6 protein-coding genes are annotated in these 18099 nt (G+C 68.5%); 4 read left to right on the top strand and 2 right to left on the bottom strand.

The features are described from left to right. The first annotated feature begins 232 nt into the window (after nucleotides 1-232). Genes OSB52_RS09880 through OSB52_RS09865 form a run of 4 tightly spaced genes read left to right on the top strand, consistent with a single transcriptional unit; the run spans nucleotide 233 to nucleotide 16367 of the window. Complete coding sequence (locus OSB52_RS09880; RefSeq protein WP_372512392.1) at nucleotides 233-14260, top strand: non-ribosomal peptide synthetase; 14028 nt, start codon at nucleotides 233-235, stop codon at nucleotides 14258-14260. A 22-nt stretch (nucleotides 14261-14282) separates the two neighbouring features. Next, nucleotides 14283-14525 (top strand): MbtH family protein, encoded by a 243-nt coding sequence (locus OSB52_RS09875; protein WP_235724964.1) that lies wholly within the window; start codon nucleotides 14283-14285, stop codon nucleotides 14523-14525. Beyond that, nucleotides 14503-15588: an ABC transporter ATP-binding protein gene (locus OSB52_RS09870; protein ID WP_266061525.1), complete on the top strand. Its 1086-nt coding sequence runs from the start codon at nucleotides 14503-14505 to the stop codon at nucleotides 15586-15588. The genes OSB52_RS09875 and OSB52_RS09870 overlap by 23 nt, the downstream gene beginning before the upstream one ends. Further along, entirely contained in the window at nucleotides 15588-16367 is a 780-nt protein-coding gene (locus OSB52_RS09865; protein ID WP_235724962.1) for an ABC transporter permease, read from the top strand. The genes OSB52_RS09870 and OSB52_RS09865 overlap by 1 nt, the downstream gene beginning before the upstream one ends. Nucleotides 16368-16656: 289 nt before the next feature. Here the strand turns inward: OSB52_RS09865 and OSB52_RS09860 are convergent, their stop codons facing one another. Both OSB52_RS09860 and sigK read right to left on the bottom strand, forming a co-directional pair. Continuing rightward, nucleotides 16657-17460: an anti-sigma factor gene (locus OSB52_RS09860; protein WP_266061524.1), complete on the bottom strand. Its 804-nt coding sequence runs from the start codon at nucleotides 17458-17460 to the stop codon at nucleotides 16657-16659. After that, a complete protein-coding gene (gene sigK / locus OSB52_RS09855; RefSeq protein WP_266061523.1) occupies nucleotides 17453-18031 on the bottom strand; it encodes an ECF RNA polymerase sigma factor SigK in 579 nt (192 codons plus the stop codon). The genes OSB52_RS09860 and sigK overlap by 8 nt, the downstream gene beginning before the upstream one ends. Nucleotides 18032-18099: the final 68 nt, after the last annotated feature.

Genomic DNA, 18099 nt, shown 5'->3' with positions numbered 1-18099 from the left:
GAACCGCAGGTGGGGACCAAATCCGTGGAGCACTCCACGTGCGCAGACATTTTCACGACAGGTTACCGGGTCAAGCCGGCGCGATTCCGCATGCTCTCGGCGCGATTCCGGAATCTGTCGGCGGGGCCCGAAAGCAGACCAATCCGCCCACCCTTCGCCACGCGAAGTACCCGCAGACGGCACACATGGTCGGCCACCCGGCCGATGGCACCGCCGAGACGAGGAGGACTGCGTGACCACCGACAACGTCATCCGCACCGATGCCCACTCCGCCGACGGCCTCGGCGCGCCGCTGTCGATGACCGCGGCCCAGCGCGGCATCTACTACGCCCAGCAGCTCGACCCCGATGTGCCGATGGCGGTGGCGGCCTTCGCCGAGTTCCGCGACACCGTCGACGGCGACATCATGCAGCGCGCCGTCGCAGTGACCTGCGACGAGACCGAATCGGGACTGCTGCGCCTGGTGGACGCCGGCGACGACGAACCGCACGTGGTGGTGGACCGCACCCGCACGGTCACCCTGGGGCGACGTGACTTCAGCGCGGCCGACGATCCACGTGCGGCGGCGATGACCTGGATCGACGAGCACCGGTCCCAGGTAACCGACCTGTTCACCGATCCGCTGCTCGAGACCTATCTGCTGCGCCTCGGCGACAGACATCACATTTGGTACTGCTGGGGTCACCACCTGGCGTTCGACGGGTACGCGGCGATGTACATGATGCTGCGCGTCGCACAGCACTACACCGCAATCGTCGACGGCGACGAAGCCCCGCCGGCCGACATCGCCTCGATGGCCGACATCGCCGCACTCGACGCCGAGTACCGGTCGTCCGATCAGTTCGCCCGGGACCGCGCGCACTGGGCGGCCACCCTGCTCGATGATGCGCATGCGGGCGGCGACAGTGGGCAACTGCCCGAGATCACGTCGCTGTCGTCGGCGACCGCGGCAGCCGCGCCGACCGCAACCGTGCGGGCGCACACCCTGCCGCGGGCGTTGGTCGATCGCATCCGTGCCCGCGCCACCGAACACGGTGTGCGCGCCGCGTCGGTGATCACTGCCGCGGTCGCCGCCTACCTGGCACGGCTCAACGACCGCGACACGACCATGCTGAGCCTGCCGATGGCTGCCCGCGACCGCGACATCCTGCGGACCTCGGCCGGCCTGACCTCCAACGTCGTGCCGGTGCGCGCACGCATCGACGGTGGTGCGCAACCGGTGTCCGTCGCCGACCTCCTGGGATCGGTGAACCGTGAGATCAAACAGGCCGTGCGCCACCAGAAGTTCCGCCACGAGGACATCACCGGCGATGTGCTCGGCGCCGCCGGGGGCCGACGTGGCTTCTTCGGCCCGATGGTCAACGTGATGCTGTTCTTCGAGCACATCGATTTCGGCACCCTGCGCGGCGAACTGAATGTCCTGTCCACCGGCCCGGTCGAGGATGCGTCGGTCAATGTCTATGACGGCTTCACCGGCGGGATGCGGCTCGATCTCGAGGCCAATCCGAATGTCTACTCACCATGGGAGATCCGCACCCACCATGGGCGAATCGTGGAGTTCCTGGAGCGGTTCGTCACGGCTGACCCGGCAACCGCGGTCGGCGACCTCGCGGTGATGGGTGATGAAGAAGCCCGCACCGTGGCACACACGGCTATCGGGGAGCCCGTCGACCTCGGCGACACTACCCTGCTCGATCTGCTCTCCGATGCCGCCGGCCGTCACGGTCGCCGGGCAGCTCTGCTCGACGATTCTCCCGTCTCCGATTCCCCCGTCTCCGAGTACACCGTCTCCGAGTCCCCTGTCTCCGAGTACACCGACCACATCGGCGCGACAATCGGTCAGCTCAGCTACGCCGAATTGACCGCGCGCGCCGAAGCCGTCGCGGCGGGCCTGCGGGCCCGCGGTGTCGGGCCGGAGAGTGTGGTCGGGGTGGCGTTGCCCCGCAGCATCGACCAGGTGGTGGCGCTGCACGCGACGATCCGCGCCGGTGGTGCCTTTCTGCCCATCGACCCGGACGAACCTGCCGAACGACTCGGTCACATCATGTCGACCGCCCGACCGACCCTGGTGATCGGCGCCCTCGGCCGCCCACAGACCACCGACCCGACTGTCGAGACCGTCACCCTGTCCGGTCTCGCCGACCACTCCGCGGCTCCGGCGGTCACCACCCGCGCCGCCCGTCGCCGCGTACGCGACTCCCTACGCGGCGATCACCCCGCCTACGTCCTGTTCACCTCTGGGTCGACCGGAAAACCCAAGGGTGTCATGATCTCCCACCGGGCGATCGTCAACCGCCTGCGCTGGATGCAGTCGCGCTACACCCTCACCCCCGACGACCGGGTCCTGCAGAAGACCCCCGCCACCTTTGACGTGTCGGTGTGGGAGTTCTTCTGGCCGTTGGTGTCCGGTGCATCACTGGTGATCCCGCGCCCGGACGGGCACCGCGATCCGTGGTATCTGCGGGACGTGATCGCAGCGACACAGATCACCACCGTCCACTTCGTCCCGTCGATGCTGTCCACCTTCTCCGCCGCTCACGGCGACGACGCGGCCGCGACTCACGACGATCTGGGCTCGCTGCGGCAGATCTTCACCAGCGGGGAGGCGTTGACGCCGGAGACCGTCGGCGCCACCGCCACGCTCACCGATGCACCGATCCACAACCTCTATGGGCCCACCGAGGCCGCGATCGACGTGACCTTTCACGACCGCTGCGCCACCGACGACAGCACGGTGCCGATCGGTACTCCGGTATGGAACACCGCCGCATACGTGCTCGACCACCGTCTGCGACCGCAACCGATCGGAGCGGTCGGCGAACTGTATCTGTCCGGCGTGCAACTCGCGCGGGGCTACACCGGCCGCGCGGATCTGACTGCGGGACGATTCGTCGCCGACCCGCACGGTGGCGGCGACCGCCTCTACCGCACCGGGGATCTGGTCCGGCGCCGTCCCGACGGCGAACTGGAGTATCTCGGGCGCAGTGACTCCCAGGTCAAGATCCGCGGCCAGCGAGTCGAGCTCGGTGAGGTGGAAGCCGCCCTGAGCACACTGAGTGGCGTCCGCTCGGCAGCCGTCCTCATCCGCGACGACGTCGTCGCCGGTGAACAGACGCTCGTCGGGTACGTGATCGGCGACAACGACCTCGGTGACCGTGATCTCCGCGTCGAACTCGGCGACCGGCTCCCCGAGCACATGATCCCCACCGCCATCGTGGTGCTCGACGAGCTGCCCACCACACCCAACGGGAAGCTCGACCGGCGTGCGCTGCCGGCGCCCGCGTATCGCGACGCCGGAGAGTACGTCGCCCCGACGGCACCGCTGGACGCGCTGGTCGCCGACACTGTGTCCGCCGTCCTGGGCGTGGACCGGATCTCGATGACCGATAGCTTCTTCGACATCGGTGGCAACTCGTTGTCGGCGACCCGGGTCGCGGCACGCCTGACCCGATCGACGGGCCACCGCGTGGGTATCCGGACCCTGTTCGACGCCAAGGACATCGCGGGTATCGCCGACGCCGTCCGGTCGCTCGGTGTCGACGAGACCGTGCTCGCCGACGCGCCCGCGCCGGACGTCGCGACTGCCGACATCGCTTCTGCCGACCTCCCTGCCGGGCCCGTCCCGCTCTCGCCGGCGGCCACCCGACTCTGGCTGACCAACCGGATGGAGACCACCGACGCCGCGACCTACAACATCCCGTTCACGGTCCGGCTGGTCGGCGAGCTCGACACCGACGCCCTGGCGGAGGCGATGCGCGATGTCGTCGCCCGGCATGAACCGTTGCGCACCCGCGTGACCGAACACGCCGGGACCCCGTACGCCGACGTGATCGACGCAGCCGACGTGGATCTCCGGGTTCCGGTGCTCGACGCCGAGGCGGCCTCGCCGGTGACCGAATTCGCTTCGGCACCATTCGACCTCGCCGCCGACCTGCCGATCCGGGCACGAATCATCCGTACCGGCGACGCCGACCACCATCTGACCGTGGTGATCCATCACATCGCCGCCGATGGCTGGTCGCTGGCACCACTGGCCACCGATCTCGCGCAGGCCTATCGTGCCCGTCGCGATGGTGCGGCACCCGACTTCGTCGCGCTCCCACTGACCTACTCTCAGGTCAGTGCCCGGCGACACGCACAACTCGCCGACACCGTGGCCGAGGACCTCGGCTTCTGGTCTGCCGAACTGGCCGATGCGCCGCGCGAGACCGAACTGCCTTTCGATCGCCCACGTCCCCGCGTTCCCGATGCGACCGGCGGCCTGCTGCACGCCGGCCTCGAACCGGCTGTGCACCAGAAGGTCCGAGACATCGCCGAAGCCCACGGGTCGACGGTGTTCATGGTGTGCCACGCGCTGGTGGCGACGCTGCTGCGCAGCATGAGCCAGACCTCCGACATCTCTGTCGGCACGCCGGTCTCCGGCCGCGGCGACGCCGAGGTGGACGCGATGGTCGGGATGTTCGTCAACACCGTCGTCCTCCGGACCGACGTGGCCAAGGACAGCTCGTTCGCCGAGCTGCTGACGCACGTCCGCGACCGAGACCTTGCTGCGTTCGAGCATGCCGACCTGCCGTTCGACCGGCTGGTGACCGAACTCAACCCGGACCGGGGTAACTCGCATCCGCTCTTTCAGGTGTCCGTGGCACTCGAGGACAGCTCCGCCATCGACGTGGACTTCGCCGGACTGGCGGCCACCGCATCGCGGATCGACACCGGACACACCAAATTCGACTTGCAGTTCACCTTCACCGAGCATCGCGCCGCCGACGGCGGACCGGGCGGAATGAGCATCGAACTCGGTTATGCTGCAGCATTGTTCGACCGTTCGACCATCACCGGACTGAGCACCAGGTTGCGTCGCCTGATCACCGCGGTCCTCGCCGACCCGCAGGTCACCATCGGCGACGTCTCGCTGCTGGAACCGATTGAGCGACTCGATCTGGTTCCCGCGGTGGGCGCCGGGAAGCGCCCGGTCGAGCACCTGTCCCGCATCCTGACGACCGCCGTCGACGCCGAACCGCACCGGGTGGCCGTCACCGACGGCACCCGCGCACTCACCTATTCCGAACTCGACGCCGCCGCCAACCGGCTGGCCCGACTGCTGCTCACGCTCGGAGCGGGACCCGAGAGGTTCGTCGCCGTGTCGATGCCGCGCGGCGTCGACTGGATCGTCACACTCTGGGCGATCGCCCGCACCGGCGCGGCGTGGGTCCCGGTGGATCCGGAGTATCCCGCCGAGCGCATCGCCTTCATGATCGATGACTCCGGCGCAGAACTGGTGGTGACCACCCGCGACAGCGACCCCGGCGTCGAGCGAGCACACACCGTGCTTCTCGACGACGACGGGATCCGTGCCGAGCTCGACGAACTCGACGCGACGGCGCCGACCGACACGGACCGCCACGCGCCGCTCGACGTCGACCATCCGGCGTATCTGATCTACACCTCGGGCACCACCGGCACCCCGAAGGGTGTGGTGGTCAATCACCGAGGCATCGCCGACTTCGCCGCCGAGGAGGTGCGCGCATTCGGTCTGAGCCCCGAGAGCCGGACCCTGCAACTGGCCTCCCCCAGCTTCGACGCCTCGGTTCTCGAACTGCTGATGGCCGTGTCTGCGGCGGCCACCATGCATGTCGCACCGTCCGGGGTCGTCGGTGGGCGTGAACTCGCCGAACTGCTGCGGGCACATCGCATCACCCACGCATTCCTGACGCCGTCGTTGTTGTCGACGATGGATCCCGATGAGCTCCCGGACCTTCGGACGCTCGTCATCGGTGGCGAGCACCCCAACCCGGAGGTCGTGCGGCGCTGGTCGGCCCGCCGGGCCCTGTTCAACGCGTACGGGCCCACCGAGACCACCGTGGTCGCCACCATGTCCGGTGAGATCGACCCAGGCGACGAAATCCTCACCATCGGCCGTCCGATCCGCGGGATTGCCGCGATGGTGCTGGACGAACGGTTGCAGCCGGTCGCACCCGGGTCGGTCGGCGAACTCTACATCGCCGGCCCGCACCTGGCCCGTGGGTACCACGGGGTGCGACCGCTGACCTCGAAACGCTTCGTCGCCAACCCCTATGGCGATCCCGGCGACCGCATGTACCGCACCGGCGACCTGGTGCGATGGACCAGTGACACACCGGAACCGACCGGACGCCGGCTGGAGTTCCGTGGCCGTGCCGACCATCAGATCAAGATCCGCGGCCACCGGATCGAACTGGGCGAGATCGACGCCGCCCTCGTCAACGACGACCTGGTGACCGCCGCGGTGGCCACCACCGTCGGTGCTCCGTCGACGGCCCGGCTCGTCGCCTACGTCACCCTCACCGTCGCCGCCCGCGACGCCGGCGGCAACGTGACAGCCGACATCCGAGCTCGTCTGGCGCAGCGGTTGCCCCGGCACATGATCCCGTCGGCGATCATCGAACTCGACGAGATCCCCACCACCCCGATCGGCAAGGTCGATCTCCGGGCGCTGCCCGACCCGGCGTCACTCGGCATCGACACCGACACGAGCTATGTGGCGCCACGTACCGCCGCCGAACGGTCGGTGGCCGCACTGCTGGCCGAACAGCTGGGCCTCGACGTCTCCGAGATCGGCCGCGACCACGACTTCTTCGATCTGGGCGGCAACTCGTTGTCGGCGACCCAACTGGTGGGCGGTCTCGAGCAGATCGCCGGGCGCCGGGTGAGCGTGCGTGAAGTCTTCGAGCACTCCACCGTCGCCGCGATGGCCCGTCTTGCCGCGGACGTCGGCGACCGGGCACCGGCCGGATCGGGTACCACCGACAGTAACCCGGTCGACCAGGCGACGGACACACATCCGCTCTCCCAGCTGCGCCACGATCCCGACGCCGTGGTGGCCCCCGGACCGGCGCAGCAGCAGCTCTGGTTCCTCAACCGCCTGGCACGCGACGAACAGGCCGGTGGCGAGGCGGGCGGCACGGAGATGTCAGCCAGTGCCTACAACATCGCGTTCGCGCTCGACCTGCGTGGCGACCTCGACGTCGAAGCGCTCGGTGGCGCCGTGCGCCATGCGGTGGCGCGCCACGAACCGTTGCGTACCGTCTACCCCGAACACGACGGCCGCCCGGTGATGGAGATCCGATCGGCCGACGAGGTCGTGAGTGCGTTCACCACCGTCGTCACCGACGATGCGGGCGCCGACGCCGACGCCGCTGTGCTGGCGCGTCGTGGTTTCGATCTCACCACCGAGGCGCCGATCCGAATCGCGCTGCACCGCATCGAGAACGGACGGGATGGTGGGGCCCTTCGTGACACTCAGCTGGCGCCTCGCTCCTCAGGGGCCAGCGAAACAGACACTCGGCTGGCGCCTCGCTCCTCACCGACCAGCAAATCGGGCGAACAACACCACAAGCTGACCATCGTCGTGCACCACATCGCTGCCGACGGTTGGTCGATGACGCCGCTGGCGCGTGACATCGCCGAGGCGTACGCGGATCTGCGGGCCGGTCGATCACCGGCGCAGCGTCCACTTTCGGTCGGTTACCGCGACTATCTGCGGTGGCAGGCCGAGAATCTGGGTGTCGACCCGCAGCGCGGTCTGTCGATCGACGCGCACGGGATCGACGGGCAGGACGGGACGCGGCAAGCCGAACTGGCCGACTGGTGGCGTCGCGAACTCGACGGGATCGACACCGCCCCCGTCCTGCTCCCCGACCACGTCGAGGGGGCCGACGACGAGCCACACACCGGCGTCATGGACGTGGCTTTCGACACCGGACTGCGAAGCAGCCTGCGTGATCTCGCCGACGGCAAGGCCACCGACTTCATGACCGTGCACACCGTGTTCGCCGCCCTGCTGCATCGGCTGCACTCCGACCCAGACGTCCACGTCACGGGCGATCGCGCCGATGTGGTGATCGGGACCCCGGTTGCCGGGCGCAATGATCCGCGACTGTCCGATCTCGTCGGGATGTTCGTCAACTCGGTGGTGTTGCGCACCCCGATCGACGGTTCGGCCACCTTCGGTGAGTTGCTCGACACCGTGCGTCGGTGCGACCTGGAGGCGTTGTCGCAGGCCGACCTGCCATTCGAGCAGGTTGTCGCGGCGGTCAATCCCCCACGCAACGGCCGTCATCCGCTGTTCGGTGTGGTCCTGGCCTTCGATGCCGAGACCACCGACGGGCGCACACCGTCAGGTCCGATGCTCGAGCTCGACGGTCTGGCGGTCGAGGCGCAGGAGGTCGACACCGGTTCAGCACGTTTCGATCTCGAGTTACGCATACGCGGCGACCGGGCACGTTTCACTTATGCCGGTGACGTATTGAGCCGTGAGCGCGTGCGCCGCATCGCCGATGCATTCGTGTCGCTGGCCCGGCAGATCGTCGCCGACCCCGATCGCCGCATCGACGACCACGTTCTCGGTGTGCAGCCTGAGGTGGCCGCGCCGACCACGCAGCCGCGGCACCTCGCCGACATTCTCGAGGCTTGTGCCCACGAGCATCCGGCGCGGACTGCCATCGAAGCGGGCACCGACTCCATCGACTACCGCGATCTCGACGAACGCTCGGCGGCATGGGCGCGCCATCTGATCGACCTGGGTATCGGCACCGACGACGTCATCGCGATCGCCTTGGAACGCTCGATCGAATCCGTTGTCGCCGTGTGGGCGGTCGCCAAGGCGGGCGCCGCGGCGCTGCCCATCGATCCCGGCTATCCCGCCGACCGGGTGACCCACATGCTGGCCGACTCCGGCGCCATCCTGGGCATCACGGCCGCCGCGCATTTCGGCACACTGCCGCACCACCTCTGGTGGATCGGTCCCGAGGCACTGGATTCCGGTCGGGGTACATCGCGAGTCACCGCGCGCGGACCGCGCCACATCGACAGCGCGGCCTACGTCATCTACACGTCGGGCTCGACCGGAACACCCAAGGGCGTCTGCGTCACCCACCGCGGATTGGCGGCGTTCGCCGCGTCGCAGCGGGAGCTCTATCAGGTGACTCCCGAGAGCCGTACCCTGCACTTCGCGTCACCGAGTTTCGATGCCGCGATGCTGGAACTGCTCCTCGCGGTCGAGGCAGGCGCCACCATGGTCATCGCACCACCTACGGTGTACGGCGGTGACGAACTCGTCGATTTGCTCGACACGCAGGCGGTCACGCACGCGTTCATCACGCCGGCCGCGTTGTCGGCGGCCGGTCCCCGCGAGTTGCCCGCGTTGCAGACCCTCGGTGTCGGCGGCGAGGCGTCACCGCCGGAACTGGTGGCACGCTGGGCTCCGGGTCGCCGCTATCTCAACTGCTACGGCCCCACCGAGACCACGATCGTCGCCACGATGTCGCGCCCGTTGACGCCCGGTGACGAGATCACCATCGGCACACCGGTCGACGACGCGACCGCCCTGGTGCTGGACCACCGGCTGCGTCCGGTCGCCGACCGCGTGCCCGGCGAGCTGTACCTGGTCGGTCCTGGCGTGGCGCGCGGCTATCTCAACCGCACGGAGGCCACCACGACCCGGTTCGTCGCCGCCCCCGGCGGTAGCGGCACGGTCATGTACCGGACCGGTGACATCGTGAGCCGACGCGGCGACGGTGCGCTGATCTACCACGGCCGCACCGACAATCAGGTCAAGGTCCGTGGTTTCCGGATCGAGCTCGACGAGGTGGACGCCGCGTTGGGCCGCCATCGGGCAGTCGACTGGGCCGGCACACTGGTCGTGGGCAGCGGCGCCGAAGCCGCGTTGGCCGCGTACGTGACGCTGCGAGATGATCTGGCGGCCGGTGACCGACCCGAGGGTGCCGACATTCTCGACACCGTCCGGGGACGTCTACCCGCGCAGATGGTCCCGGCATCGGTCACCGTCATCGATCAGATCCCGCTGACCCGCAACGGCAAGCTGGATCGCGCGGCTCTGCCCACGCCGAACCGCCATCGGCGGTCGGTGCCCGGCCGGGCACCGGCATCCGCCGCCGAACACGTGGTGGCGCGAGTGATCGCCGAGGTGCTCGGCCACGACGAGGTGGCAGCCGACGACGACTTCTTCGCACTCGGCGGCACGTCGCTGCAGGCGACCACCGTGACCAGCCGGCTCAACCACCTCCATCGGGGCGAACCGCTGCGCGTCCGAGAGGTCTTCGACCACCCGAGGATCGCCGATCTGGCTGATCGCGTCGACATCGACCCGGAGCGGGCCGAGGTCGATGTGACCCCGGCAGCCCCCGCGGGACCGCCGGCCGAGCGGCCGTCGACCGTACCCCTGGCACCGGTGCAGCGGCGCCTCTGGTCGATCACACGTGCCACGCCCGACTCGGTGCAGTACACGATCCCGCTGGCCCTGCGGTTGCATGGTGAGCTGTCGGTCGATGCCCTGCGCGGCGCCCTGACCGATGTCGTGTCGCGACACACCGCACTGCGCACGGTGTATCCGATCCGCGACGGTCGGCCTGTCGGCGTGGTGCTCGACGAACCGGCCGACGTCATCGGGGCACTCCGCGTGCACCGACACGCAGATCCGTCCGGGGTGGCCGACGAACTCGCCGCGCGACCGTTCGATCTGACCCTCGACGCACCGTTGCGCGTTGCGGTGGCCGCTGCCGGCACCGGGGAACACGTGCTGGTGCTCGCCGTACACCACATCGCCGCGGACGGGGCGTCGTTGCCGGTACTCGTCGGCGACCTGCTGACCGCTTACCGGGAACGAATCGACGGCCGTACCGATCCGTGGCCCCCCGCCGATGTCGACTTCCGCGACTACGCGCAACGCGTCGGCGACGACCGTCCCGAGGATCAGGTGGCGTACTGGGTGAATCGACTCGCCGGCGCACCGACCGAGACGACCCTGCCCGTCTCCGACGGCGGCACCGACCGGGATCGGCGGATCGAAGGGGATCGCACCGACGACGATTCCGGTGCCGTCACCACCGTTGCCTTCGACGACGATGTGCGTAGCGGGCTGGCCGACTTCGTCCGCGACCACCACACCACCGCATTCTCGGTACTGCACACCGCCCTGACGATCCTGTTGCACCGTATGGGACTCGGCCGGGATCTGGTGATCGGCACGCCGGTTGCCAACCGGTCGCCGCGGTCGGGAACCGATCTCGACTTCTCCCGAGTGGTGGGGATGTTCGTGAACACCCTTGCGCTGCGCACTCAGATCGAACCGAGCGGCAGCGTCGCCGACCTCGTCGCCGCGGTCCGCGACGACGACCTCGCTGCGCTCGACAACCGCGACGTGCCCTTCGACGACGTGGTCAGCGAAGTCAACCCACCTCGCGAGGCCGGACGGCATCCGTTGTTCCAGATCGCGTTGTCGGTGCACGACTTCGCCGACGGCATCGATGGCACCTCGCTGTCGGTCGACACCGGTCTCGACGTCGACGTGTCCGAGGTGGACACGGGCACAGCGAAGTTCGATCTGCAGTTCACCGTCACCGGGATGAGCCCGGACGCCGACAACGCAGCCCTCGAGGTGTCCTATGCGGCGGCACGCTATCGCCGCGACGAGGTAGAGATGCTCGTCATGCGCCTCATGCGGGTGCTGCGGGCGATGCTGTGCGACCCGCAGCGCCTCGTCGGCGACATCCGAGTCACCGATCCACTCGAGGTCGCGCGGCTGTCGCCGATGACCGGTCCGACGCCCGCGGCACCGGCCACCTTCGACGCCCTGCTCGACGAGGCGGTGCGGCGCAACCCGGACGGTTGCGCAGCGATCACCGAGGACGCATCGATCACCTACGCCGAACTCGACGCGCGCGCCAACCGACTCGCCCGCGTCCTGCTCGGCCGCGGGATCGGCGCTGATCCCGCGTCCGTGGACCTCGCGGCGGCCGAACCTGTGGTGGCCATGGCCGTACCCCGGTCCATCGATGCGCTGGTCGCGATCTGGGCGATCGTCCGGTCCGGCGCCGCCTACGTGCCGATCGACCCGACGTATCCGGCAGATCGGATCGCGCACATGCTCGCCGACAGCGGCGCCCGCCTGGTGGTGACCACCGAGCAGGCACGTTCGTCGGTTCCCACCGATGCCGGCACACCGGTCGTCGTACTCGACGATCCCGCTGTTCGAACCCGCATCGGTCATTCGTCGCCCGCGCCGCTCGGCCCCGGCGAACGGATCGCACCGATCCGCACCGATCAATTGGCGTACATGATCTACACCTCCGGGTCGACCGGCAGGCCCAAGGGCGTGCTGGTACCACACTCGGGGCTGCGGGCGGTGCGCGACGAGCTGCGCGACCGGATGGCACCCAACATGTCCTCACGGGTCCTGCATTTCGCTTCCCCCAGCTTCGACGCGTCGGTGCTGGAGTTCTTGATGGCTGCGGCCGGGGCGTCGGCGCTGGTCATCGCGCCGACTGATGTCTACGGCGGTAAACCGTTGTCGGACTTCATCGACCGCCACGGGGTCACCCACGCGTTCATCACGCCGGCCGCAGTGGCCACCATGGATCCCCATGCGGTGCCCACCCTGGCGTCGCTGGCCATCGGCGGCGAGGCCTTCGGTGCCGAACTGGTCCGCCGTTGGGCTCCGGGCCGCACCGTCATCAACGTCTACGGACCCACTGAGACCACCGTGATCACCACCGGCAGTGACGAACTCGACGCCGACACCGAGCTCACCATCGGCACCCCGAACAACGGGGTGGGTGCACTGGTGCTCGACGAACGACTGCACCCGGTGCCGCCGGGGGTGACCGGAGAGTTGTACCTCGTCGGCGGCCAGGTCACCCGCGGCTATCACGGGCGACCGCAACTGACGTCCACGAAATTCGTTCCCGCGCCGATGGTCGCCGGCCCGAGTCACGCCGGCAACCGGATGTATCGCACCGGTGACCTGGCGTGCTGGACCGCGGACAACCGGCTGCGTTACGTCGGCCGCGACGATGATCAGGTGCAGATCCGGGGCTTCCGTGTGGAACTCGGCGAGATCGACGACGCGTTGGCCGCCGCGCCGACGGTCGACTTCGCCGCGACCATCATCGACGGGGCCGATCACGAGGGCAGCGGTCCGCCGATGATCCGCAGCTACGTGACCGCCGCCGACGGACAGACGCCGGATGTCGACGAGCTACGCCGTCAGGTTGCGACGGTCCTGCCCCGGCACATGGTCCCGTCATCGATCACCGTCCTCGAGGCGATCCCGCTCACGCCGGTCGGCAAACTCGATCGCCGGGCACTGCCGCAACCGGAGATCGTGTCCCGGTCGCGGGCACCGCGGCCGGGCACCGAGGCGACCGTGGCTGCCGTGTTCGCCGAGGTGCTCGAGATCGACGACGACGCGGTCGGTGCCGAGGAAGGGTTCTTCGACCTCGGGGGCAACTCGCTGATGGCCACCACGGTCACCACCCGACTCAGCGAGCGCTTCGGCCGCGACGTCAACGCCGGAATCCTCTTCGGCGCACCCACTCCCGCCGAGCTCGCGACGGTGATCGACGATGCCGACAACTCCACCGGAATGGTGGATCCGTTCGCGACCCTGCTGCCGCTACGACGGCCGGCTGCCGGCGGGGATGCACACACCGGTGACGACAGTCCGCTGTTCGTGGTGCATCCGGCGATCGGCCTGTCGTGGAGTTTCACATCACTGCTGCCGCACATCGACCGCGGGCGCGCCGTCTACGGACTGCAGAACCCGATGCTGTCCGGCGGTCGGGCACCCGAGTCGATCACCGAGCTGGCCGCTCACTACGTGCAACTGATCCGTTCGGTTGCACCACAGGGGCCGTACCGGCTGCTCGGCTGGTCGCTGGGCGGGCTCATCGCCCAGGAGATGGCGGTACAACTGTCCGAGTCGGGCGACGTCGTCGACGAGCTGACATTGCTGGATTCCTTTGTCGTGGCCGATCGTCCGGGATTCGACCGGACCCCGTCGGTCGCTGAGCTGATGGCCGAATTCGGTCTGGACATCGACACCGACGACGGGCAAGAGCCGAGTATCGCCCACGCGTGGGAGTCGGTGCGCAACGCGGGTGGGCCTCTCTCGGGTCTCAGTGAGCACGAGTTCGCAGCGGTTCACCGCACGTTCCTGGCCGCGACCCCGCTGGCCGCCGACTGGCGACCGCGGACCTACGCCGGGGATGCGAGGTTCGTCACCGCCACCGCCGACCCGCCACCCGGCGGCCCGGCCGTCGACGACTGGGCGGGGCGGATCACCGGAACCGTGCGCGAGTTCGTCGTCGACTGCAGTCACGCGCGCATGTTGTTGCCGGCGAACGTCACCGCGTACGCGGCAGCCGTGGACGGGTCCGTCACATCGGACCGATCCGCGGACCCCGGTCGTCCGAACGACCAGTGACATCCATCAGCGAGGAGGACCGATGACCAATCCGTTCGACAACACCGAAGGCGTGTTCCTGGTACTCGTCAACGCCGAGAACCAGCATTCGTTGTGGCCCGAATTCGCCGCCGTCCCCGATGGCTGGACCACGGTATACGGCCCGGCCGGCCACGACGACTGTCTTGCCTACGTCGAGGAGAACTGGCGGGACATGCGACCCGCCAGCCTGATCGAAGCGATGGAACGAAGGGAGCAGGCACATGGGACGACACGCGATGCCTGAGCGGGGCACCGACGTCGCACTCCGCCTCGACGGGGTCACCAAAACGTTCCGCTCCGGGATCTTCGGTCGGGGACCGCGAGTGGAGGCGCTACGCGGCATCGACCTCGAGGTGTCGTCGGGCACCGTGCATGCGCTACTCGGCCCCAACGGCGCCGGAAAGACCACCACGGTGCGCGCGGTCGCCACGCTGATGCGGCCCGATGCCGGGTCGGTCGTCGTCGACGGTGTGGATGCACTCGCCGAACCGGACACCGTGCGCGAGATGATCGGCGTGTCCGGCCAATACGCGGCCGTCGACGGCAACCTGACGGGGTTCGAGAATCTGCGGATGGTCGCCCAGCTCTACGGGCATCGACGGAGCGTGGCGTCGCAGCGGGCGCGGGCGATGATCGCCGATCTGCGCCTCGAGGATGCAGCCGACCGACCGATGCGCACCTACTCGGGCGGTATGCGGCGACGGCTCGACCTGGCGGGTGCCCTCATCAACGAACCGTCCCTGGTCATCCTCGACGAACCCACCACGGGCCTCGACCCTCGCGGACGCCGCCAGATGTGGGATGTCATCACCGAGCAGGTCGCGGCCGGTACCACCGTGCTGTTGACCACCCAGTATCTGGAGGAGGCCGACGCACTCGCGGATGAAATCACGGTGATCGACCAGGGCGCGATTCGCGCCCAGGGCACCGCTGCCGAGTTGAAAGCCACGACCGCCCAATCGATTCTGACTGTCGAACTCCGCGGACGCCACGACGAGGCTCGAGTGCGCACCGCGCTGACCGAGGTCGGACTGAGCGCCCCGCATCACGTCGACGCCCAGACCTGGACCGTCGCGGTCGCCGACGGCACCCGCAGCGCGGTGGCCGCCGTCCGGGTATGCGATGCACTCGGCATCGACGTGCTCGACGCAACGGTGAGCACCCCGACTCTCGATGACGTGTTCCTCGACCTCACCGGCCGCGGAGATACCGACGGCAGCGATCCTCACGGCGACCGCGATCCGGGCGGCGGCGCGTCGTTCGAGCACGCCGCCGAAGCCGTCACCCAACGATTGGAGCGTGTCTGATGTTCGCCGACACCGCAGTGATCATCGAACGAAACCTGTTGACGGTCCGCCGCATCCCCACTCTACTGATCAGCGCGACAATTCAGCCGTTGATGTTCGTCTTCCTGTTCGCGTATGTGTTCGGCGCGACGTTCGGCGGGGGCTCCTATCGGGAGTTCCTGATGGCGGGGATCTTCACCCAGACGGTGGTGTTCAATGCCGCGATCACCACCGTCGGGCTCGCCAACGACATGTCCGACGGCATCATCGACCGACTCCGCTCGCTGCCGATGTCACGTCTGGGGGTGATCGCCGGTCGGGTGAGCTCGGACATGCTGCTCGGCATCCTGGGGCTCGCGGTGATGGTGGCCTGCGGGCTCGCCATCGGCTGGCGGGTGCGTGGTAGCGCCGCCGACGCCGCGATCGCCTTCGGCATCATCGTGTTGTTCGCGCTGGCAATGGCGTGGATCGGTGCCGTCACCGGACTGGCCGCACCCAATGTCGAAGTGGCGCAGAGCATCGGCTTCTTATGGATGTTTCCGGTCACCTTCCTCTCGAGCGCGTTCATCTCCGCGCAGAGCCTGCCTGGCTTCCTGCGTCCCATCGCCGAGTGGAATCCGGTGACCGCCGTTGCCACGGCATGCCGGCAGAAGTTCGGCAACGCCTCGCCGCCGGACTTCCCCGCCCCTACCGGTTGGGTCGCCGAGCACGCCGTCGGCTATTCGATCGGCACCAGCGTGGCGATCCTCGCCATCTGTGTTCCGTTGTCGCTCATCTTGTATCGGCGTTCGACGCGCTGACGGCCGGAAGTGGTCTCGATACGTCACTCACTCCGTTCGCGACTACTCGACCAGCGATGGGATCGCCCAGCCACGCCGGGGCGCGTAGCGAGACCACCGGCAGAATGGCCTTTCACCCGCGAGACCACCCTCCGCTGGTCGAGTAGCGACCGAGGAGCCAGCCGAGGCCGCGTATCGAGACCACACCAGAACAGCCTTACACCCGCGAGACCACCCTCCGCTGGTCGAGTAGCGACCGAGGCGCCAGCCGAGGCCGCGTATCGAGACCACCGCCGCCGTGGCACACCGTCTACAGCTGCACCTGCGCCAGGATCGGTGTCGTCGGCTGCGGCGACCCGCCCTCCGGTTCCACGGTGACCGCCAGAACCGTTGCCGAGTCGAGGTTCTCGACCAGCGTCGGATCGTCGGCCCCCGTCGACGGGATGAGACCCGCCGACACCGGTTGATCCTCCTTGCCGACCAACCAGAGTTGGAACTCGCGGTCGGAAGCAATGGGGTTGTTCAGGTCACGCAGCAGTGCCACAGCCTGATTGCGCTCGCGTGAGGTGACGACCGACATGGTGCCGCGATCATCGTCGAGCTGTTGTGCGGCGAGTTGGGCGTCCGGTGCGGTCAGCACGTCGAGTGCCTGCTGACCCGCAGCGGTCACCGTGGGCGCCGCCGGGTCCGATGCGGTACCGCGTCCGATCACCACTCCGGCGCCGAGCGCCACCACGATCGCTGCTGCCGCGGCGGCGATCACTGCGGCCCGTCGGCGGCTGCGTGCTCGGTCGATCGGAATCGGCGCGGGCGCCGAATCGGCCGTCACATCACCGCTGGGTCCGTCGGACGATACAGCGTCACCACGCCCGTCGGACACCGCAAAGACATGGTCGAGCACCCGCGCACGCAGGTCACCCGGGGCATCGATTGCATACGAACTCGCGAATTCCACCATCGCCGCGCGCGTCTCGGCAACTCGCGTGTGGTAGATGCGCCGCTCGACCTCGCTCAGGTCCGCCAGTTCACGTTCCACGCGGTCGTGTTCGGTGGGCGGGAGTACCGCGACGGCATACAGTTCGATGTGATCGTCGAGCCAGTCGGTGTCAGACATGATCTCGACCTCTCAGACAATTGCGAAGCTTGCGGAGTCCGTCGCGAATACGCGTCTTGATGGTGGGCAGCGGAGTCGACATGTGTTCGGCGACCTCCGGATAGGTCAAGCCACCGAAATAGGACATCTCGATGCTGTCACGCTGCAGGACACTCAGCGTGTTCAGACACGTCCGCAGTTCGGTGTTCTCTTCGCTGGCCACCACGATCTCCAACGGCACCGTCGACGCGGGCGCCTGATTGCTCGACTCGTATTCGGTGGCCTTGCGGTGATGCACCTCCTCGGATCGGACCCGATCGACAGCGCGCCGATGAGTGATGGTCATCATCCAGCTGATCACCGAGCCACGGCCGGGGTGATACTGGTCGGCCTTCTGCCAGAACTGCAGATAGGCCTCCTGAACGATCTCCTCCGCGTAGTTCCGGTCCCGGACGACGCGCAATGCCAGGCCGTAGACACGGCCGCTGGTGAGGTCGTACAAGCGGGTGAATGCACCGCGATCGCCGAGCGCGGAATCCGCGAGCAGGGTACGCAGGAGATCGGGATCGTCGGCCGCCCCCGTGGATGTCATCCCTCCACGGTAGCCAAAGCGGTCCGGGGCAGACCGGGATCACGGCGGGAGAACAGCACCGGAGGATC

Source organism: Gordonia aquimaris (assembly GCF_026262595.1).
GTDB classification, from domain to species: domain Bacteria; phylum Actinomycetota; class Actinomycetes; order Mycobacteriales; family Mycobacteriaceae; genus Gordonia; species Gordonia tangerina.
The sequence above is the reverse complement of the archived record's forward strand: the minus strand, read 5'-3'. Positions and strand labels throughout refer to the sequence as shown.

Excerpts from the sequence above, each read along its gene's own strand:
- OSB52_RS09860 (WP_266061524.1), bottom strand. The coding sequence starts at position 17,460 with ATGTCTGACACCGACTGGCTCGACGATCACATCGAACTGTATGCCGTC.
- sigK (WP_266061523.1), bottom strand. The coding sequence starts at position 18,031 with ATGACATCCACGGGGGCGGCCGACGATCCCGATCTCCTGCGTACCCTG.
- OSB52_RS09870 (WP_266061525.1), top strand. The coding sequence starts at position 14,503 with ATGGGACGACACGCGATGCCTGAGCGGGGCACCGACGTCGCACTCCGC.
- OSB52_RS09865 (WP_235724962.1), top strand. The coding sequence starts at position 15,588 with ATGTTCGCCGACACCGCAGTGATCATCGAACGAAACCTGTTGACGGTC.
- OSB52_RS09875 (WP_235724964.1), top strand. The coding sequence starts at position 14,283 with ATGACCAATCCGTTCGACAACACCGAAGGCGTGTTCCTGGTACTCGTC.